The following is a 19178-nucleotide window of genomic DNA, read 5'->3' as shown; positions in this document are numbered from 1 at the left end:
GTTGGCTGGACGGTCGCCGATCTCGCCGGTCGGCCTGTGCCCACCCGAGGTGACCTGGGGCTCGCGCTGACGCTGCGTCAGCAGGAAGCGGCGGCGGCGTGAGGGCCCTCCGGATCGACGTGCCGCCCGGGGAGCGCGCGGCTCGAGTGGCGTGGGCCCGGCTGGTGGAGCCACGAGACAAGCAGGCCCTCGAGCTCATCGAGCGTCTGGGGGCCGAGGAGGCCTTGCAGGCGGTCCAGCCGGAGGACCGTCTGGGTCAGCGGGTGGCGCCCCGGCTCGAGACCCTCGACGTGGCCCGTGACGTCGAGATCGCCCGCACGCTCGGCGCGCGCATCGTGGTTCCCGGGGACGACGAGTGGCCGGCGGGGTTCGCCTCGCTCGTCGACCCGCCGTTATGCCTGTGGGTCCGCGGCCCGCTCGAGCTGGCCTCCGAGTGTGAGCGCAGCGTCTCCGTCGTCGGCGCACGGGCGGCGACCCAGTACGGCCTTCGCCAGGCGGCCGAGATCGCCGCTGGGCTGGTGGACCGGCGGTTCGCGGTGGTCTCCGGAGCGGCCTATGGAATCGACGGAGCCGCGCACAGAGGTGCGCTCGTCGCCGAGGGCAGCACCGTCGCCTTCACCGCCGGCGGGATCGACCGGCCCTATCCACGCGGTCATGACGACCTGTTCACCCGGCTGTGGCGCGACGGTGTGGTGGCGACTGAGGTGCCGCCCGGCTCCGCGCCGACCGCCGTCCGGTTCATCTCCCGCAACCGTCTCATCGCCACCGTGAGCCAGGGGACGGTGGTCGTCGAGGCGGGGCTGCGGTCCGGTTCGCTCAACACCGCACGCACAGCCAGCGGCTACCATCGCTCGGTCGGCGCCCTACCCGGTTCGGTCGAGTCGCCGGTCTCTGCTGGCTGCCACCAGCTCATCCGTGACGGTGCGGCCATGCTGGTGACCGATGCCGCCGAGGTGGCCGAGCTGGTCGGACCTCTCGGTGAGCTCGCTCCGGTCAAGCGCGGCGTCGTGCGCGCCGGTGACGAGCACGAGGATGCGCACAGGGCCGTGCACGCGGCATTGCCGGTGCGCAAGGCGGTCGCCGTCGAGGACCTCGCCCGGCGCTGTGGCCAGAGTCCCGACGAGGTGATCGCGGCGTTGGGGGTGCTCGAGCTCTCCGGGTTGGCGCGCCGCATACCGGGTGAGGGGTGGTCCAAGGCCACCGGGAGCCGCCGTCGCTAGGTTCCATGTGAGCGCGAGGTGGCGGGTATGCGGGGTGGCGGCTTGTGCCACCTGAGCCCCTGCGCGACGGTGACACCTGTGAGACCTGCGGAGAGCGACAGTGGCGAGGTGAGTTCGCCCATCACCGATGCGGCCCTCGCCTTCGAGCGCCATCTGCGCAGCGAGCGGGGTCGATCCGAGCACACCACTCGCGCGTACCTGGGGGACATCCGCAACCTCGGCGCGTTCCTGGAGGCGGAGTGCGGCGTGACTCGGCTGGAGGAGATTCGTCTGGCGGATCTCCGGTCATGGCTCGCGGCGCAGTCGCAGGCCGGGGCGGCTCGGTCGACCATCGCCCGCCGGAGCGCGGCCGTCCGGACCTTCCTCGGCTGGGCGACCCGCACCGGGCGGATCGCCGCGGACCCCTCCCTGCGCCTGGCTGCTCCCCAACGCGACGGACACCTCCCCGCGGTGCTGCGCCAGTCCGACGCCAGCGCCCTGCTCGAGGTGGCCGCGGTGGCCAGCGACGACCAGGACGCCATGCACCTGCGGGACCACGCGGCCCTGGAGCTGCTCTATGCGAGCGGTATCCGAGTCGGCGAGCTGACGGGCCTCGACCTGGACGACGTCAACCTCGACGCGGGGCTCGTGCGGGTGATGGGCAAGGGCGGCAAGGAGAGAACGGTGCCCTTCGGCGCCCCCGCGCGGGAAGCGCTCGTGGCGTGGCTGTCGCTGGGACGCCCGCAGGTCGTCAAGGCGGACAGCGGGCCCGCACTGCTGCTCGGTCGGCGAGGCCGGCGCGCGGATGCTCGCCAGATCCGGTCTGCCTTGCACGCACTCCTGCGCCACGTCCCTGACGCCCCTGACCTCTCGCCGCACGGGCTCCGACACAGTGCAGCCACCCATCTGCTCGAGGGCGGTGCGGATCTGCGCCTCGTCCAGGAGCTGTTGGGCCACGCCAGCCTGGCCACGACTCAGATATACACCCACGTTTCGGTCGACCGGCTCCGGCAGTCCTACCGGCAGGCGCATCCCCGGGCTTGAGACCCGGGTGGTCCGGACTGCGGGTCTGCGACGCCGGGTCCGCGGACTGCGGCCCTAGGGGACGGGCTGCAGCGGGAGCAGGCGCACCGGGCGGGCGCCGAGAAGCGCCATCGGGTCCAGGTAGGTCCGGTCGCGCACGGCGCCGAGGTGAAGACACACTCGCGGGGCGCAGTGAGAGCCCGCGCCGTCCAGTGCCCCGAGCCGCTCACCGCGCGCCACCACCTGTCCGACTGTGACATCGGCTGAGACGGGCTCGTAGGTCGAGCTGACGCCGGAGGGGTGGAGCACCGTCACCGTGCCGCGGCCTGCGATCACGCCGACGTGGCTCACGGTCCCCGCGTCGACGGCCCTCACGTCCTCGCTCGCCTGACCGCCGAGGTCGACGCCGCGGTGTCCCCGGCCGTATTCGCTGCTCGGGCGAGCGAACGGACGGACCACGGGAGGTAGGGGTGCGAGCGGCCACGACCACGGCCCTGACGCTGGCCGGGCCTGGGTGGTTGCCGGTCCGCCAGCTGTCTGCCCATGGATAGAGGGCGCCGCAGTGGCGGCGGGAGCAACTGCGGGTGTGGGCGTGCCGGCGCTCGCAGGAGGGGGAAGCGCGGGCGACAGGCTGGTCAGCGCCACGGCGAACGCGGCCCACGGCATGAGCAGAGCGGGGAGCGTGGTCACCGTTCTACGGTGCCGTCATCCGGCTCGCCCGGCGCCGGATGGTCAGTGCCTCTGTGGACACGGGGCCCGGTCCGCGAGCGTGGGTGGACAACCGGGTGCCATCACGGGGGCGCCGGTCCCGGCCATCAGTGGGCCTAGTGCCGGGTCAGCCGGCGAACTGCCTCGTGCAGCACCTCGTCCCGCTTGCAAAAGGCGAACCGCACCAGCGTTCGGGCCGCTTCGGGGTCGTCGTGGAAGACCGACACCGGGACCCCGACGACCCCCACACGACGCGGAAGATCACGGCAGAACTCCAACGCGTCCACGGCGCCCAGGGGGGCGGCGTCCGCCACGACGAAATACGTCCCCTGCGAGACCGCCACCTCCAAGCCGGCCGAGCGCAGCCCCGCCACGAGCAGGTCGCGTTTGGCCTGCAGGGATGCCGAGAATCCGGCATACGTCTCGTCGCCGAGGCCCAGGGCGACGGCGACGGCAGGCTGGAAGGGCCCCGAGCCGACGAAGGTGAGGAACTGCTTGACGGCTCGCACCGCAGCCACAGCCTCGGCCGGGCCGCTCACCCAGCCCACTTTCCAGCCCGTGGCAGAGAACGTCTTGCCGGCCGAGGAGATCGTCAGGGTGCGCTCCGCCATGCCCGGCAGCGCAGCGACCGGGACATGGGCGGAGCCGGCGAACACGAGGTGCTCGTAGACCTCGTCGGTGACCACCCACGCGTCGAACTCCCTCGCCAGAGAGCAGATCACGTCAAGCTCGGCCCGGCTGAACACCTTGCCGGTGGGGTTGTGAGGGGTGTTGAGCAGCACCAGCCGGGTCTTGGAGGAGAAGGCGGCTCGCAGGCTGTCCGCGTCGAGGCCGAAGTCCGGGAACCTCAGCACCGACGTGCGTCGCACCGCGCCGGCCAAGGCGATCGAGGCGGCATAGGAGTCGTAGTAGGGCTCGAAGGTGACGACCTCGTCGCCGGGCTCGCAGAGCGCGAGGATGGTGGCTGCGATGGCTTCGGTGGCGCCTACCGTGACCAGCACCTGGGAGCGTGGGTCGAGCTCGATCCCGTAGAAGCGGGACTGGTGGGCGGCGATCGCGTCGAGCAGCTCGGGCACCCCGGGACCGGGCGGGTACTGGTTGCGGCCCTCGTCGATGGCCTTCTTGGCCGCATCCAGCATCTCGCGGGGCCCGTCGGTGTCGGGAAAGCCCTGCCCGAGGTTGACCGCCCCGTGCTCGGTCGCCAGGGCCGTCATCTCCGCGAAGATGGTGCTGCCATAGCCGGCCATGCGGTGCACGAGGGGAGAGCCCATCGCCGCAGGCTATCCGTCGTCCCGACGCCGCGCTGGTATGCCGCCCGCCGGCCGGGCCTGGCGCCGTCAGCGGCCGGCGCGTACTCCCGATTTCACCAACCCCACGCGAGCCCGTACGATGGAGGGCGGTCGACGTGTGCTCGCATGCGCTGACCTAATTCGCGCGTCTTCTCGCCGGGTGACGAGGCATCCTCCGAACCCGGGGCGCACCCTGGCAGTCCGGTGACCGTGCCGGTGGGGTGCGTAGCAGGCGCCAGGCAGGTAGCCGCACGTACGCGGCATACCGACGAAACTGACAAGCACAAGGAGACACGGCATGGCCGTCGTTACCATGCGCCAGCTCCTCGAGAGCGGCGTCCACTTCGGGCACCAGACCCGTCGCTGGAACCCCAAGATGAAGCGCTTCATCATGACCGAGCGCAACGGCATCTACATCATCGACCTGCAGCAGTCGCTGACGTACATCAACAACGCGTTCGAGTTCGTCAAGGAGACCGTCGCCCACGGTGGCTCCATCCTGTTCGTCGGCACGAAGAAGCAGGCGCAGGAGCCCATCGCCGAGCAGGCGACCCGCGTCGGCATGCCGTACGTCAACCACCGCTGGCTCGGTGGCATGCTCACCAACTTCAACACGATCTCCAAGCGCCTCACGCGCCTCAAGGAGCTCGAGGAGATCGACTTCGACGACGTGGCCGGTTCGGGCCGCACGAAGAAGGAGCTCCTCATCCTCAAGCGCGAGAAGGACAAGCTCGAGAAGACCCTCGGCGGCATCCGCGACATGGGCAAGGTGCCCTCGGCCGTGTGGATCGTCGACACCAAGAAGGAGCACCTCGCGGTCGACGAGGCACGCAAGCTCGGGCTGCCGGTCATCGCGATCCTCGACACCAACTGCGACCCCGACGAGGTCGACTACAAGATCCCCGGCAACGACGACGCGATCCGCTCCGTCACCCTGCTGACCCGCGTGATCGCCGACGCCGTGGCCGAGGGCCTCATCGCCCGCAGCTCCGGTGGCAAGTCGCAGACCGAGGGTGAGGGCAACGTCGCGGGCGACGAGCCGCTCGCCGAGTGGGAGCGCGAGCTGCTCGGCGGCGACGCCGCCAAGGCAGCCGAGGCTGCTGCTCCGGAGGCCGGCGAGACCGCTGCCGCCGACGCGCCTGAGGCCGCTGCTGAGCCCGTGGCCGAGACCCCGGCCGAGACGCCTGCGGCCGAGACCGCTGAGACGCCCGCCGCCGAGGCTTCGACCGACGCCAACGCCTGAGACCTCGAACCGAAGGAACTGAGAGAGACATATGGCGAACTACACCGCCGCTGACATCAAGGCCCTGCGCGAGTCCACCGGCGCGGGCATGCTCGACGTCAAGAAGGCCCTCGACGAGGCTGACGGCGACCGCACCAAGGCCACCGAGATCCTGCGGGTCAAGGGACTCAAGGGCGTCACCAAGCGTGAGGGTCGCACGACCTCCAACGGCCTGGTCACCGCCAAGGCCGAGAGCGGCGTGGGCACGCTCGTCGAGGTGCTGTGCGAGACCGACTTCGTGGCCAAGGGCGAGAAGTTCATCGCGCTGGCCGACCAGGTCCTCGCGCAGGCCGTCACCTCGGGTGCGGCCGACGCTGACGCGCTGCTGAAGAGCACCCTCGGGGACGGTCGCACCGTCCAGGAGCTGCTCGACGAGGCCAACGCCACCATCGGCGAGAAGATCGAGGTCAAGCGGGTCGCCCGCGTCGAGGCGCCGGTCGTCTCCTCGTACTTGCACAAGACCAGCCCCGACCTGCCTGCGCAGATCGGTGTGCTGGTGGGTGCCGAGGCCGGTGACGAGACGGTCGTCCGCGATGTCGCCATGCACATCGCCGCCTTTGCCCCGACCGTGCTGAGCCGTGACGAGGTCGACGCCGAGACTGTCGAGAACGAGCGTCGCGTCGCCGAGGCCACCGCCAAGGAGGAGGGCAAGCCCGAGGCTGCCCTCCCCAAGATCGTCGAGGGCCGCGTCAACGGCTACTTCAAGGAGAACGTCCTGCTCGAGCAGCCGTTCGCCAAGGACGCCAAGAAGACGGTCACCAAGGTGCTCGACGAGGCCGGTGCGAAGGTGACGTCCTTCGCGCGCTTCCGCGTCGGCAGCTGACCTCAGCAGTAGTCCACAGCAGGCCCGCCCCTCTCGAGGGGCGGGCCTGCTGTGTAGGTGGTGGCCCTCGCCGTGGCTCAGAAGTCGGCCGGGCCCCAGAAATGCTGCGACTCAGAAGATGTGGACGCGCTGGTCCGGGGCCAGCCACATACCGTCACCCTCACGCACCCCGAACGCCTCGTGGAACTCGTCGCAGTTGCGGACGGCGTTGGCCCGGACCTCGGTCGGCGAGTGCGGGTCCAAGGCGAGCAGCCTGCGGGCCTCCTCGGGGCGCGCCTTGCCTGCCCATACCTGGGCCCAGCCCAGGAAGAACCGCTGGGCACCGGTGAATCCCTCGAGCACAGGAGGCTCCTGGCCCTGGGTGGCGATGCGGTATGCCGCGTAGCCGATGGCCAGGCCGCCGAGGTCGCCGATGTTCTCCCCCACGGTCAGCGCACCGTTGACCCGGCCGTCCGGTGCAGCCAGGGGTGAGAGCTCGCTGAACTGGGCCACCAACGCTCGGGTGCGCTCGTCGAAGCGCTCCCGGTCCTGCGGGGTCCACCAGTCCCGCAAGGCGCCCTTGGCGTCGTAGCGCGAGCCTTGGTCGTCGAACCCGTGACCGATCTCGTGCCCGATGACGGCTCCGATGCCGCCGTAGTTGACCGCGTCGTCGGCCTCGAGGTCGAAGAACGGTGGCTGCAGGATGCCCGCGGGAAAGACGATCTCGTTGAGCAGCGGGTGGTAGTAGGCGTTGACCGTCTGGGGCAGCATCATCCACTCGTCGCGGTCGATCGGGCCCCCGAGCTGGCCCAGCTGCCGGTCGAGCTCGAACTCGTTGGCCCGACGCACGCTCGCCACGAGGTCGTCGTCGATGGTGAGGCTCGAGTAGTCGCGCCACCGGTCGGGGTAGCCGACCTTGGGGGTGAAGGACGCCAGCTTCTCGAGCGCCTGGCTGCGAGTCTGCGGGCCCATCCAGTCCAGCGACTCGAACGAGCGCCGGAACGCCTCGACGAGGTTGCCGACCAGCTCGAGCATCCGCTCCTTGGCCTCTGGTGGGAAGTGCTCCTCGGCGTAGAGCTGACCCACGGCCTCGCCGATGGCGCCCTCGACCAGTGTGACGCCGCGCTTCCAGCGCTCGCGGTTCTCGGGCAGCCCGGAGACCACCCGCCCCGAGAAGGCGAACTCGGCCTCCACGAGCTCGGAGCTCAGCAGGGGGGCGCTGGACTCGACCAGGTGGAAGACCAGCCATGCCTGCCAGTCGGCCAGGGCCACCTCGTCCACCGCGTCGGACAGCCCGGTCAGGAAGCCGGGCTGGCCCACCACGACGTGGTCGAAGGCCTTGCGTGCCCCGAGACCCTCGACGTAGGCAGCCCACGGAACGTGGGGCGCCGTGGACTGCAGCTCGGCCCAGGTGAAGGGGTTGTAGCTCTTGACGGCGTCACGGGTGGCGACGTTGTCCCAGTGGTGAGCGGCGAGTCTCGTCTCCAGCGCCAGGACACGGTGCGCCGGAGAGCCGTCGTCCACCTCACCGTGGCCCAGTCCGCCCAGCTGCAGCATCCGGGCCACATGCGGGAGGTATGCCGCACGCACCTGCGCGTGCCGCTCCTCCCGGTAGTACGACTCGTCGGGCATGCCCAGGCCACCCTGACCCACATAGAGCACGTACTGGTCCGGGGCCTTGGCGTCCGGGGCCACCCCCATGCCCAGCACCCCCGGCATACCCTGTCGTTGCAGGCGGCCCATGAGCTGGAAGAGCGCCTCGGCGTCGCCCACCGCCGCGATGGCCGCGAGGTCGGGGTCGATCGGCGTCCGGCCGAGGGACTCCACCCGCTGCCCGTCCATGAACGATCGGTAAAGGTCGCCGACCTTGCGCGTGAGCGAGCCGGCCGGCGCGTCGCTCTGGGCGGCTGCGCGCTCGATGATGGCGCGCACGCGCTCGTCGGACTGCTCGCGCAGGATGTCGAACGTGCCGTACCGCCCACGGTCGGCCGGGATCTGCGTCTCGCGGACCCATCTGCCGTTGGCGAAGCCGAACAGGTCGTCCTGAGGGCGGACGCTGTCGTCGCGGTGGCCGGGGAGGATGCCTGTCCTCATGCTCGTGTCTCCTTCGTTCGGGCGTGGGCCCACCTTGCCACGAGGGGCTGACGGCGCCACCGAGACCTGCGGGATCCCGCGGATGTGGAAAGATCGGGGCACACCCACCCCAGGAGGATCTCTCGTGACCGCTGCCGCCGAGCAGACCCCCGCTCCGCAGACCGTCAGCCCGCACCGCAGGGTGCTTCTCAAGCTCTCCGGCGAGGTGTTCGGAGGGGGCAAGGTGGGACTGGCCCCCGATGTCGTTCGCGGCATCGCCCGGCAGATCGCCGCCTCGGTCCGCGAGGGCATCGAGGTCGCGGTCGTCGTGGGGGGTGGCAACTTCTTCCGCGGTGCCGAGCTGCAGCAGCAGGGCATGGACCGCACTCGGGCCGACTACATGGGCATGCTCGGCACCGTCATGAACTGCCTCGCGCTGCAGGACTTCCTCGAGAAGGAGGGCATCGAGACGCGGGTCCAGACGGCTATCGCCATGGGTCAGGTCGCGGAGCCCTACATCCCCCGTCGCGCGATCCGTCACCTCGAGAAGGGGCGCGTGGTCATCTTCGGCGCCGGCGCCGGGATGCCGTACTTCTCCACCGACACGGTGTCCGCGCAGCGCGCGCTGGAGATCAAGTGCGATGCGGTCCTGATGAGCAAGAACGGCGTCGACGGGGTCTACGACTCCGACCCGCGCACCAACCCGAGCGCCCGCAAGCTCGACGAGATCAGCTATGCCGAGGCCCTGCAGCAGGGGCTGCGGGTGGTCGACGCGGCCGCGTTCAGCCTGTGCATGGACAACAAGCTCCCCATGGTCGTCTTCGGCATGGAAGGCGAAGGCAACGTGGTCAGGGCACTGCGCGGTGAGAGGATCGGGACGCTGGTCACCCCCGGTTGAGCCCGCTCGCGCCCCCGCTTGGTCCGCCGACACCGCATGCACGAAGGAGCCCCACATGATTGAAGAGACCATCCTCGAGGCCGAGGAGAAGATGGAGAAGGCCGTCGAGGTCGCCAAGGAGGACTTCGCCGGCATCCGCACGGGTCGCGCGACTCCCGCCATGTTCAACAAGCTGATGGTGAGCTACTACGGCGCGCCGACGCCTCTGCAGCAGCTCGCGTCCTTCCAGACGCCCGAGGCGCGCACCATCCTCATCAGCCCGTTCGACAAGTCCGCTATGCACGAGATCGAGAAGACGCTGCGCGACTCCGACCTCGGTGTGAACCCCAGCAACGATGGCAACGTGATCCGGTGCGTGCTTCCGCAGCTGACGGAGGAGCGCCGCAAGGACTACATCAAGATCGCCCGCCAGAAGGGCGAGGACGCCAAGGTCTCGATCCGTAACATCCGCCGCAAGGCCAAGGACGAGCTCGACCGCCTCGTCAAGGACGGCGAGGTGGGCGAGGACGACGGCGCCCGCGGCGAGAAGGAGCTGGACTCCATGACCAAGAAGCACGTCGACACCGTGGACGACCTGCTCAAGGGCAAAGAAGCCGAGCTCCTCGAGGTCTGAGGCGCGCAGCCCAGAGACCAGAGCGCCGACACCGCGACAGCCCCGACACCAGAGACGCCCCACGATGAACCTGCCTGAGTCCCGCAGCGCGCGCCGCGAGTCGCGTCGCGACGCGTCGTCGGGGACCGCCTCTGGCGGCCGGCAGGGACAGCCGGGGAGGGGACAGCCGGGGCAGGGACAGCCGGACCAGCCCACGGGTTCCGGGGCCACGGAGCAGCCGGCTCGGCGGGCCTCCCGCGCTGGGCGCAACCTGCCCGCGGCCATCGGCGTCGGGGTCGGGCTCGGCATCGTGATCATCGGCTCGCTGCTGCTGCGCAAGGAGCTGATGCTCGTCATCGTCGTGGCCGCCATCGCGGTCGGCGTCTGGGAGCTGCGCCGGGGTTTGGGCCAGGTCGGCATCCACGTGCCGCTGGTCCCCAGCCTGGTCGGCAGCGTGAGCATGATCGTGTCGGCCTATCGGGGTGGAGGCCAGGCGCTGGTCCTGACGTTGGGTTTGACGTGCATCGGAATCCTGCTGTGGCGCATCGCCGACGGCGTGCAGGATGCGGTGCGCGACACCGCCGGCGGGTTCTTCGTCGCGGTGTACCCGTCCTTCCTGGCGGGCTTCGCTGCCTTGATGCTCGCGCCTTCGGATGGCGGCCGGCGGATCATCACCTTCATCCTGGTGACGGTGCTCAGCGACGTCGGCGGCTATGCGTTCGGCGTGCTGTTCGGCAGGCACCCGATGGCGCCCTCGGTGAGCCCCAAGAAGTCCTGGGAGGGCTTCGCCGGCTCGGTGTTCACCTGCGTGGTCGGGGGAGCTGTCGCCGTCCCTCTGCTCGTGCACGGACCGTGGTGGGGCGGTGCCGCTCTCGGTGCCTGTGCCGCGGTGGCTGCGACCGTGGGTGACCTCACCGAGTCGACGATCAAGCGCGACCTCGGCATCAAGGACATGAGCACCATCCTGCCGGGGCACGGCGGCGTGATGGACCGGCTCGACTCACTGGTGGTCGTGGCGCCGATCGCCTGGGCCGTGCTCGCGGCCGTCGCACCGCCCCACTGAGCCAGCGTGGTTGGGTCTGAGGGCGGCTCACCTGAGACACTGGGTCCACCATGACCACCGACCTCCCGGTACCCACGACGACGCCGACCACGACCACGACGCCGACCACCACGAGCGACGCCGGCTCGACCGAGTCTCCCACCGCTCCACCCAGGCCCGGCCAGCTCACCTTCACCGCGCCCCGCCGCGGCAAGCCCCCACGCCACCTGGCCGACCTGACCCCCGCGGAGCGCAAGGAGGCCGTGGTGGCGCTGGGCCATCAGGGCTTTCGGGCCAAGCAGCTCTCGACGCACTACTTCGAGCGCTTGGTCGACTCACCCGAGGACATGACCGACCTGCCCAAGGGTGTGCGCGATGACCTCGTCGCGGACCTGCTGCCGACGCTTCTGACGCCGCTCGTGCAGCGCACCGCCGACGACGGTGCGACCATCAAGTCTGCCTGGCGGCTGCACGACGGAGCGATCGTGGAGTCGGTCCTCATGCGCTACCCCAAGCGGGTGACGATCTGCATCTCCAGCCAGGCTGGCTGCGGCATGAACTGCCCGTTCTGCGCCACCGGCCAGGCGGGGCTGACCCGCAACATGTCCACCGCCGAGATCGTCGAGCAGGTGGTGTCGGCCGCCCGCCTCCTGCGCCGGGGCGAGCTGGCGGGTGGCACCGACGAGGACAGCGAGGCGCCGCTGCGCGTCTCCAACGTCGTGTTCATGGGTATGGGCGAGGCCCTGGCCAACTACAAGGCGGCCGTCGGGGCGATCCGCCGCCTCACCGACCCCGCCCCTGACGGCCTCGGCATGTCCGCTCGCGGCATCACCATGTCGACCGTGGGACTGGTGCCCGCGATCGACAAGCTGGCCGCCGAGGGCATCCCCGTCACCCTCGCGCTGTCTCTGCACGCTCCCGACGACGCCCTGCGCGACGAGCTCGTCCCGATCAACACCCGCTGGAAGGTCGACGAGGCCCTGGACGCCGCCTACCGCTACTACGAGACCACCGGCCGCCGCGTCAGCATCGAGTACGCCCTCATCCGCGACATCAACGACCAGGCCTGGCGCGCCGACCTGCTAGGCCAGAAGCTCGCGGCGCGGGGGCGGGGCTGGGTGCACGTCAACCCGATCCCGCTGAACCCCACGCCGGGCTCCAAGTGGACCGCCTCTCGCCCCGGTGTCGAACAGCAGTTCGTCGAGCGGCTGCGGGCCCGCGGCATACCCACGACGATCCGCGACACGCGTGGCCAGGACATCGACGGCGCCTGTGGCCAGCTCGCTGCGGCGACGGCCTGAGGCTTCGGCGTGCGATGAGCGCAAGGCGGGCCGGCCGCGAGTTCGTCCTGACCGTGTCGTGCCCGGACCGGCGCGGCATCGTGCACGCTGTGTCCGGCGTGATGCTCGAGCTGTCGATGACGATCCTCGACAGTCAGCAGTTCGCGGACGTCACCTCGGGGGAGTTCCACCTGCGGATGCATCTGGCGAGTGAGGGTGACCCGCTGCCGGTGTCTGACCTCGATGCGGCGATGGCTCCTGTGGTGGCGAGCTTCGCGATGACGTATGCCGCGAACGACCTGTCCCAGCCCCGGCGGGTGCTGGTGATGGTCAGCCAGCAGGGCCACTGCCTCAACGACCTGCTGTTCCGCGCGGAGAGCGGGGCGCTGCCCGTCGAGCTCGTGGCCATCGTGTCCAACCACGAGGACTTCCGGGGGCTGGCCGAGTGGCATCGGGTGCCGTTCCACCACGTCCCCGTGACGAGTGAGACCAAGCCGGCAGCGGAGGCCGAGCTGCTGCGGCTGTACCGGCACTACGACGCCGACACCATCGCGCTGGCCCGCTATATGCAGATCCTGTCGGCCGGTCTGTGTGCCGAGCTGCCCGGCCGGATCATCAACATCCACCACTCCCTGCTGCCGAGCTTCAAGGGCGCCAAGCCCTATACCCAGGCCCACGACCGCGGCGTGAAGGTCATCGGCGCGACCGCGCACTACGTGACGGCCGACCTCGACGAGGGACCGATCATCGAGCAGGACTTCCGTCGGGTCGACCACCGGATGAGCCCGGCCGAGCTGGCCGCCGCCGGTCAGGAGCTTGAGGCGATGGCCTTCGCCCGTGCTCTGCGCTGGCACGCCGAGCACCGCGTCGTCCTGCGGGGTCAGCGGACCATCGTCTTCGACTGACCCGTCAGCCGGCGTGAGCGTGGCCGTCGGCCGCGCGCTGCATCGCCCGGAGATAGCCGCGTGCCGCCAGCTGCTGCCCCCGCCACAAGAGCGGGCCGGCGAGGCGGGCGAGCGTCCAGGCGGGGGTGCTGTATGCGCGCACCACGGCATACACGTCCTCCCCACGACGCTCGACCAGGAACCCCTCCTCGCCGCTCTCGACATGGCCGGCCAGCGTGCCGTAGCCGAAACCCGTGCGACCGGGCTCCTCCGCGGTCCACACCACGCGGCACGGCACGGGCAGGACGACCAGTCTGCTGAGGATGTCGACGCCCACCGCGGCGCGCGGTGCGGTCGCCTGCGGGCGCAGGCCGATCCCCCGCTGGGGCGCATAGGTCATGACCGCCTGGGTCGCCCGCGCATACACGAGCTCGCCACGACCGAGCCGGCGCTCGAGCTCGAGGTGATGGAAGCCGCCCGGCATCGGCCCCTCGAGCGTCTGACCCTGCGGCTCGTAGGTGAGCGACAACGTCGCAAGGTCACTCAGGCGCATCGACGGCGCTCCGTCCGTCGACGACGATGGTCGTCGCCTCCTCCACAGTGTCGACGAGCTGCACCACCTGGCCGAAGGGTCGCCGACGACCGAGCGCCTGCACCGCAGGCCACACGGGGACCGTGACGGTCCAGTGCCGCCGTCCGACCAGCACGAGCGGGGCGAGCCGCGCGCCCGGGGCCGCGTAGAACAGGGGCGTCACCGCCTGGAAGATCTCCTGGACCGTGCCGGCAGCTCCCTCGAGCACGACGAGCCCGGCCGTGGAGCGGGCCAGCAGCCCGTCCTCACGGATCGCGTTGGAGAAGTACTTGCCGATACCGTCGCAGAACACGTTCGGTGGCTCGTGGCCATAGAACCAGGTGGGGATACCGATGCTGCGCGGCGTGCTGCTCGGGACCAGGTCGCGGCGCACATCGAAGGCGAGCATCGCCCAGTCGCGCACCGAGGGCCGGAACGTCGGCACCGTGGCCAGGCGGCCCAACGCGGAGACGAGGGTGCCTGGGTCGGCAGCCAGTGCTCCGAGGTTCGCGGCCTCCATGGCTCCAGGACCACCTCCTGTCGCGACCACGAACCCGGCGCTCGCCAGGGCGTGGCCGAGACGGGCCGCGGCGGCGTAGCCACTCGTGTCGCGGCCCAGGTCATGCCCGCCCATGACGCCCACGACGGGGCGCCCCTCGGTGAGCTCGTCCAAGGCGTCCGTCATGGAGTCGTCGTGGATCGCGCGCAGCAGTGTGACGAAGGCGTCGCGGTGCACGGCAGCGTCCAACATCCATTGGTACGCGAGGAAGTCCGGGGTCGCCTCGTAGCCATGCTGGGCCAGACCGGCATAGAGCTCGTCGGGGGAGTACAGCGTCGCGCGGTAGGGGTCGACGGGGGCCGCGGGATCGGTGGGGAAGATCAGGGCCCGGTGCGCGCGCAGGTGGGCGTCGAGCGCGGGCGGCAGCCGTCCCCCGAGGACGACCAGCCCCTCGACGTCGGTCCGCCTCAACAGCGGTGTCTCGTATGCCGTGAGGTCGAGGTCCTGCAGGCGCAGCCCGGTGAGTGGCTTCCCGGAGGCCAGCGCGCTGTCGAGGTCCTTGAGGCTCTCGATCTCGGTGACGGGCCGGCTCGAGGCACTGCTGCGTCGGGCGGCATCCATGGCCAGACTCTAGACGGGCCAGGGAGTGCCTAGGCTGCCCGGCATGGAGGGACCGTTCAGCCAGGTCGTGGCGAGCGCCGAATGGCGACAACAGGCGCAGGTGTGGCTGGAGGCTCGACTGACTGAGGCGGGCCATCGTCTCACCGGCGTGCCCGAGCAACGCCGCATCCGCCCGTGGTCCACCCAGCTGGTGGTGCCCACCGACCGGGGGCCGGTGTGGTTCAAGGCGAACTGCGAGGCGCTGGCGTTCGAGCCGGAGGTGCAGCGGGTGCTCTCGCTCCTGGTCGCCGACGAGGTCGACACCCCCTTGGCGCTCGACAGCGACCGGGGGTGGCTGCTCACGGCCGACCGTGGGTGGGCGCTGCGCGACCAGCGCGAGCCGACGCTCGACGACTGGCGAGCGGTGGTGCGTCTGGCGGCCACCCTTCAGCGGCGGGTAGCCGGCAGCGGCCCGACCCTGGTTGCGGCCGGGCTGCCCGACTGTGCGCCGGAGACCGTCGAGTCTCGTCACGAAAGCATGGTGCAACGGCTGTCTGCGCTGCCCCCAGAGCATCCATCGCACCTCGGCCCGTCCGAGGCGGCCACCTTGCGTGCCGGTTCAGGAGCGGTGAAACGGGCTGTGGAGGAGCTGATGGCGGCGCCGCTGCCGGCCACGTTCCAGCACGGTGACCTGCACCCGGGCAACGTCTTCGCCGTGGGCGGCGGCCTTCGGCTCTTCGACTTCGGTGACGCTCAGTGGGCGCATGCCCTGGAGGTGCTCGCGGTGCCCTACCGCTGGGTGACGCGGCTGACCCGGCTGCCCTGGAACCAGGTGCTGGACGCCTATGCCGAGGTGTGGTCGGACGTGGTCTCGCGGGCGGACCTGGAGCGGCTCCTGCCCGCCGCCATGGTCACGCATGCCGTCAACCGCTCGTTCACCTGGCTCGGCGCCATCGAGGGTGCGCAGGCAGACGAGCTGCAGGAGTGGGGCGACGCGCCGGCGTACTACCTTCGCCTGGCCCACGAGCCGCTTCCACCGGTCGTGGGGGACGAGGTCCCTAGAGGTTGCCGAGCACCCGGTCCACCGCGATCTCGATGACCACCCGCTGGGGGTTCGCTCGCGGCACGCGGTACCGCGCGGCATACCGCTGCTCGGCGTCGCGCACGCTCTGCGGGTCCTCCACCACACGGGCCGCGCCCTCCAGCGCCAGCCAGTAGCGCCCGTCCACCTGACAGAGGACTGCACGGGTACCGGCAGCGGCGTTGCGGGCCTTGCGGCTGGTGCGGCTCGTGATCACCCGGGCAGTGCCCGCGTCGTGGTCCCAGGTGAACCCCACCGGGACGACGTGCGGCGACCCGTCCGGGCGCAGGGTGGTCAGGGTCGCGAGGTGACGGGCGACGAGGAAGTCGAGCGCCTCGCGGGACAGGTCGTCGGGGGCGGTAGCCACGGGGACAGTCTGGCCGAGGACGGCATCAGCCGCGACCATCAGTCCCGGTGTGCCCGTGCCTCAGTGCCCTGTGCCTCAGTGCCCTGTGCCTCAGTGCGTCAGTGCCTCGTGCCTCAGTGTCCGGTGAGAGCCGCCAGGACGCGGCCGAGCTGGGCCGGTCGGCCGGTGCGAGCCTCCTCGCGGTCGGCTGCCTGGGCGAGCCGCAGCCCGGCGTTGACGCCGAGCCACCGGGCGGGCTCGGGCTCCCAGCGACGGCTGCGGTGACCGACCCACGGCAGCTGTGTGATGGCGGTATGCCGGCCTGTCACCAGGTCGGCAAGGGTCCGGCCGGCCAGGTTGGTCGCCGCCACGCCGTCCCCGACATAGCCACCGGCCCACCCGAGGCCGGTGGCCGGGTCGTGGCCCACGGACGGGTGCCAGTCGCGCGCGATGCCGAGCGGGCCGCCCCAGGCGTGGGTGAACCGGACGTCACCCAGCTGGGGGAGCAGGTCCCTCAGGGTGGCCCTGAGATCGGCGAAAACCGCTGCGTCCTGGTCGAACTCGCGACGGATTCGTGACCCGAAGTGGTAGGGCGCGCCCCGGCCGCCGAAGGCCAGCCGGCCGTCCACCGTGCGTTGTCCGTAGATGACCACGTGCCGGTGGTCGGTGAAGACCTCGCGGTCCGAGAGGCCCACCTCGGACCACTGCTGGTCGGTGAGCGGCTCGGTCGCGACCATGAGCGAGTAGACCGGCGCGACGACCCGCCGCAGACCGGGCAGCTGGGACGTCCACGCCTCCGTGGCGCGGAGGACGTGGCGGGCGCGGAGCACACCGCCGCCCGCCACGCGCACGAGTCCGGGCTCGATGGCGTCGACGCGCACGCCCTCGAGCGCCTGGGCACCCTGACCCCGCACGGTGGTGGCGAGCCCGTCGACGAGCCGCCGCGGGTGCACCCGGGCGCAGTGCGGGTTGAACGTCGCGCCGTGCACCGCGCTGGCCGCCAGCCGCTCGCGGGCCTCGGCGTCCGAGAGCCACTGCGTGCCCAGGCCCCACGTCTGGGCATGGGCGACCTCGGCCCGCGCTCTGGCCTCGTGAGCCGCGGAACGGGCCAGGGCCACCATCCCGCCACGATGGAACCCGCAGTCGATGCCTGCGGACTCCGCGGCCCGGCCGACCGTGACCACCGTGTCCTGCAACGCACGCACCATCGCGCCGGCGGCGGCGCGACCATGGCGTCGCGCGAGCGTGTCAGGACCGACGGGCCACAGCGCCGACACCCAGCCGCCGTTGCGTCCGCTGGCCCCGAAGCCGACGTGCTCGGCCTCAAGCACGACGACATCCAGGGACGGCTCCGCCTGGAGCAGGTAGTGCGCCGTCCAGAGCCCGGTGAAGCCACCCCCGACGATGACGACGTCGGCCTGGCGGGGGACCGAGGCGGGACGCCCGGGGACGGTGGAGGGCTCGGACGCACCGGCATCCGAGCCCTCCCACCACAGAGGTGAGCTCACCTCAGAGATGCGCCTCGGCGCCCTTGAGCACGGACCGCAGTCGCGACTCGATGTCGTCGAACTCGGCCTGACCGACGATCAGCGGGGGCGCCAGCTGGATCACCGGGTCGCCCCGGTCGTCGGCGCGGCAGTAGAGGCCGGCGTCGAACAGCGCCTTGGACAGGTAACCGCGCAGCAGGCGCTCGCACTCGTCGTCGTTGAACGTCTCGCGGGTGTCCTTGTCCTTGACGAGCTCGATGCCGTAGAAGTAGCCGGCGCCACGGACGTCACCGACGATCGGCAGGTCGCGCAGCTTCTCGAGCGTGGCGCGGAAGCGAGGCGCGTTCTCCTTCACGTGGGCGTTGAGGCCCTCGCGCTCGAAGATGTCGAGGTTGGCCATGGCCACCGCGGCAGACACGGGGTGGCCGCCGAACGTGTAGCCGTGCGGGAAGTAGGTCGTCCCCTTGCGGAACGGCTCGAACAGCCGGTCGCTGGCGATCATCGCGCCGATGGGGGAGTACCCCGACGTCATGCCCTTGGCGCAGGTGATGATGTCGGGCACGTAGTTGAAGTCGTCGCACGCGAACATCGAGCCGATCCGTCCGAAGGCACAGATCACCTCGTCGGAGACAAGCAGCACGTCGTACTCGTCGCAGATCTCGCGGACGCGCTCGAAGTAGCCGGGGGGCGGCGGGAAGCACCCGCCGGAGTTCTGCACCGGCTCGAGGAACACCGCCGCGACGGTGTCCGGACCCTCGAACTCGATGGCCTCGGCGATCCGGTCGGCGGCCCAGCGGCCGAAGGCCTTCTCGTCGTCGCGCAGGTGCTCCGGCGCGCGGTAGTGGTTGGTGTTGGGGACCTTGAAGGCGCCCGGCACGAGGGGCTCGAACATCTCCTTGGCCGCCGGTATGCCGGTGATCGACAGGGCTCCCTGCGGAGTGCCGTGGTAGGCGACCGACCGGCTGATCACCTTGTGCTTGGTGGGCTTGCCCACGAGCTTGTAGTACTGCTTGGCCAGCTTCCAGGCCGTCTCCACGGCCTCGCCGCCGCCGGTGGTGAAGAAGACGCGGTTGAGGTCTCCCGGGGCGCCGGCCGCGAGCCGCTCGGCGAGCTCGATGGCCCGCGGGTGGGCATAGGACCAGAGGGGGAAGAAGGCCAGCTCCTTGGCCTGCTTGGCAGCGGCGTCGGCGAGCTCGGCGCGGCCGTGGCCGACCTGGACGACGAACAGGCCCGACAGCCCGTCGATGTACTCGTTGCCGCGGTCGTCCCAGATCTTGTGGCCCTCGCCGCGGGTGATGATCGGCCAGGCGCCGCCGCTGCCACCGGCGTCCTTGGGCTCGAAGACGGAGTGCCGCGTGAAGTGGCCCCACAGGTGGTCCCTGGCGGCGTCGCTCATGAGCGTGCCCTGGGGCGTGTGGGTGTCGCTGGACGGCTCGAAGACTGCCGACGGTTCTGTGGTCATCGTGTTCCCCAGTTGTAGTGCTGTTTGTTGAGTTTCAGATAGACGAACGTCTCGGTGGTC

18 protein-coding genes and 1 pseudogene are annotated in these 19178 nt (G+C 70.8%); 11 read left to right on the top strand and 8 right to left on the bottom strand.

Annotated features, from left to right (window positions below; genetic code table 11):
* Positions 1-98 precede the first annotated feature (98 nt).
* The 3 genes and pseudogenes from dprA to VGN50_RS06590 all read left to right on the top strand — a co-directional run.
* Positions 99-932 (top strand): annotated as a pseudogene (gene dprA / locus VGN50_RS06595) (DNA-processing protein DprA); the annotation flags it as partial.
* A gap of 132 nt (positions 933-1064) precedes the next feature.
* Entirely contained in the window at positions 1065-1220 is a 156-nt protein-coding gene (locus VGN50_RS13170) for a hypothetical protein (RefSeq protein ID WP_414694570.1), read from the top strand.
* A gap of 108 nt (positions 1221-1328) precedes the next feature.
* Positions 1329-2243 carry a tyrosine-type recombinase/integrase gene (locus tag VGN50_RS06590; protein ID WP_327443910.1) on the top strand — a complete coding sequence of 305 codons (915 nt, stop codon included), beginning with the start codon at positions 1329-1331 and terminating at the stop codon, positions 2241-2243.
* Positions 2244-2297: 54 nt separating this feature from the next.
* On the opposite strand, the gene VGN50_RS06585 is transcribed toward VGN50_RS06590, so the two are convergent.
* Complete coding sequence (locus tag VGN50_RS06585; protein ID WP_327443909.1) at positions 2298-2681, bottom strand: M23 family metallopeptidase; 384 nt, start codon at positions 2679-2681, stop codon at positions 2298-2300.
* A gap of 365 nt (positions 2682-3046) precedes the next feature.
* Positions 3047-4201 (bottom strand): pyridoxal phosphate-dependent aminotransferase, encoded by a 1155-nt coding sequence (locus VGN50_RS06580; RefSeq protein WP_327443908.1) that lies wholly within the window; start codon positions 4199-4201, stop codon positions 3047-3049.
* A 316-nt stretch (positions 4202-4517) separates the two neighbouring features.
* On the opposite strand from VGN50_RS06580, the gene rpsB reads away from it, so the two are divergent.
* A complete protein-coding gene (gene rpsB / locus VGN50_RS06575) occupies positions 4518-5462 on the top strand; it encodes a 30S ribosomal protein S2 (protein ID WP_327443907.1) in 945 nt (314 codons plus the stop codon).
* A 31-nt stretch (positions 5463-5493) separates the two neighbouring features.
* The gene (tsf, locus tag VGN50_RS06570) at positions 5494-6324 is read left to right on the top strand and encodes a translation elongation factor Ts (RefSeq protein WP_327443906.1); all 831 of its coding nucleotides are present in this window, start codon (positions 5494-5496) and stop codon (positions 6322-6324) included.
* A 111-nt stretch (positions 6325-6435) separates the two neighbouring features.
* On the opposite strand, the gene VGN50_RS06565 is transcribed toward tsf, so the two are convergent.
* Entirely contained in the window at positions 6436-8397 is a 1962-nt protein-coding gene (locus VGN50_RS06565; RefSeq protein ID WP_327443905.1) for a M13 family metallopeptidase, read from the bottom strand.
* An 82-nt stretch (positions 8398-8479) separates the two neighbouring features.
* Here VGN50_RS06565 and pyrH point away from each other — a divergent pair, with 82 nt between their 5' ends.
* The 5 genes from pyrH to purU all read left to right on the top strand — a co-directional run bounded on the left by pyrH (position 8480) and on the right by purU (position 13093).
* Positions 8480-9274, top strand: a complete 795-nt coding sequence (gene pyrH / locus VGN50_RS06560; RefSeq protein WP_414694569.1) for a UMP kinase — start codon at positions 8480-8482, stop codon at positions 9272-9274.
* A 55-nt stretch (positions 9275-9329) separates the two neighbouring features.
* Entirely contained in the window at positions 9330-9887 is a 558-nt protein-coding gene (frr, locus tag VGN50_RS06555) for a ribosome recycling factor (protein ID WP_327443903.1), read from the top strand.
* A gap of 64 nt (positions 9888-9951) precedes the next feature.
* Positions 9952-10929, top strand: coding sequence for a phosphatidate cytidylyltransferase (locus VGN50_RS06550; protein ID WP_327443902.1), 978 nt, complete (start codon positions 9952-9954; stop codon positions 10927-10929).
* Between the two features lie 50 nt (positions 10930-10979).
* The gene (rlmN, locus tag VGN50_RS06545) at positions 10980-12209 is read left to right on the top strand and encodes a 23S rRNA (adenine(2503)-C(2))-methyltransferase RlmN (protein WP_327443901.1); all 1230 of its coding nucleotides are present in this window, start codon (positions 10980-10982) and stop codon (positions 12207-12209) included.
* Positions 12210-12223: 14 nt separating this feature from the next.
* The gene (purU, locus tag VGN50_RS06540) at positions 12224-13093 is read left to right on the top strand and encodes a formyltetrahydrofolate deformylase (protein WP_327443900.1); all 870 of its coding nucleotides are present in this window, start codon (positions 12224-12226) and stop codon (positions 13091-13093) included.
* Between the two features lie 4 nt (positions 13094-13097).
* On the opposite strand, the gene VGN50_RS06535 is transcribed toward purU, so the two are convergent.
* Together VGN50_RS06535 and VGN50_RS06530 are read right to left on the bottom strand one after the other, a co-directional pair.
* Positions 13098-13625, bottom strand: a complete 528-nt coding sequence (locus tag VGN50_RS06535) for a DUF1990 domain-containing protein (RefSeq protein WP_327443899.1) — start codon at positions 13623-13625, stop codon at positions 13098-13100.
* Complete coding sequence (locus VGN50_RS06530; RefSeq protein ID WP_327443898.1) at positions 13612-14763, bottom strand: Rossmann fold nucleotide-binding protein; 1152 nt, start codon at positions 14761-14763, stop codon at positions 13612-13614. Before VGN50_RS06530 ends, VGN50_RS06535 begins: the two co-directional genes overlap by 14 nt.
* 43 nt (positions 14764-14806) lie before the next feature.
* On the opposite strand from VGN50_RS06530, the gene VGN50_RS06525 reads away from it, so the two are divergent.
* Positions 14807-15841, top strand: coding sequence for a phosphotransferase (locus tag VGN50_RS06525; protein ID WP_327443897.1), 1035 nt, complete (start codon positions 14807-14809; stop codon positions 15839-15841).
* Here the strand turns inward: VGN50_RS06525 and VGN50_RS06520 are convergent.
* The 3 genes from VGN50_RS06520 to VGN50_RS06510 form a co-directional block, all read right to left on the bottom strand.
* Positions 15801-16190: a PPOX class F420-dependent oxidoreductase gene (locus VGN50_RS06520; protein ID WP_327443896.1), complete on the bottom strand. Its 390-nt coding sequence runs from the start codon at positions 16188-16190 to the stop codon at positions 15801-15803. The two genes, VGN50_RS06525 and VGN50_RS06520, sit on opposite strands and share 41 nt — an antisense overlap.
* Positions 16191-16303: 113 nt before the next feature.
* Positions 16304-17677, bottom strand: a complete 1374-nt coding sequence (locus VGN50_RS06515) for an FAD-binding oxidoreductase (protein WP_327443895.1) — start codon at positions 17675-17677, stop codon at positions 16304-16306.
* Position 17678: 1 nt separating this feature from the next.
* Positions 17679-19118 (bottom strand): aspartate aminotransferase family protein, encoded by a 1440-nt coding sequence (locus VGN50_RS06510; RefSeq protein ID WP_327443894.1) that lies wholly within the window; start codon positions 19116-19118, stop codon positions 17679-17681.
* Between the last annotated feature and the right edge of the window lie 60 nt (positions 19119-19178).

It is taken from the genome of Pedococcus sp., assembly GCF_036000045.1.
GTDB lineage: Bacteria > Actinomycetota > Actinomycetes > Actinomycetales > Dermatophilaceae > Pedococcus.
The sequence above is the reverse complement of the archived record's forward strand: the minus strand, read 5'-3'. Positions and strand labels throughout refer to the sequence as shown.

Bases quoted from the DNA above. Each gene is read 5' to 3' on its own strand.
- VGN50_RS06580 (WP_327443908.1), bottom strand. From the start codon at position 4,201: ATGGGCTCTCCCCTCGTGCACCGCATGGCCGGCTATGGCAGCACCATC.
- rpsB (WP_327443907.1), top strand. From the start codon at position 4,518: ATGGCCGTCGTTACCATGCGCCAGCTCCTCGAGAGCGGCGTCCACTTC.
- tsf (WP_327443906.1), top strand. From the start codon at position 5,494: ATGGCGAACTACACCGCCGCTGACATCAAGGCCCTGCGCGAGTCCACC.
- VGN50_RS06565 (WP_327443905.1), bottom strand. From the start codon at position 8,397: ATGAGGACAGGCATCCTCCCCGGCCACCGCGACGACAGCGTCCGCCCT.
- pyrH (WP_414694569.1), top strand. From the start codon at position 8,480: ATGTGGAAAGATCGGGGCACACCCACCCCAGGAGGATCTCTCGTGACC.
- frr (WP_327443903.1), top strand. From the start codon at position 9,330: ATGATTGAAGAGACCATCCTCGAGGCCGAGGAGAAGATGGAGAAGGCC.
- VGN50_RS06550 (WP_327443902.1), top strand. From the start codon at position 9,952: ATGAACCTGCCTGAGTCCCGCAGCGCGCGCCGCGAGTCGCGTCGCGAC.
- rlmN (WP_327443901.1), top strand. From the start codon at position 10,980: ATGACCACCGACCTCCCGGTACCCACGACGACGCCGACCACGACCACG.
- purU (WP_327443900.1), top strand. From the start codon at position 12,224: ATGAGCGCAAGGCGGGCCGGCCGCGAGTTCGTCCTGACCGTGTCGTGC.
- VGN50_RS06535 (WP_327443899.1), bottom strand. From the start codon at position 13,625: ATGCGCCTGAGTGACCTTGCGACGTTGTCGCTCACCTACGAGCCGCAG.
- VGN50_RS06530 (WP_327443898.1), bottom strand. From the start codon at position 14,763: ATGGATGCCGCCCGACGCAGCAGTGCCTCGAGCCGGCCCGTCACCGAG.
- VGN50_RS06525 (WP_327443897.1), top strand. From the start codon at position 14,807: ATGGAGGGACCGTTCAGCCAGGTCGTGGCGAGCGCCGAATGGCGACAA.
- VGN50_RS06510 (WP_327443894.1), bottom strand. From the start codon at position 19,118: ATGACCACAGAACCGTCGGCAGTCTTCGAGCCGTCCAGCGACACCCAC.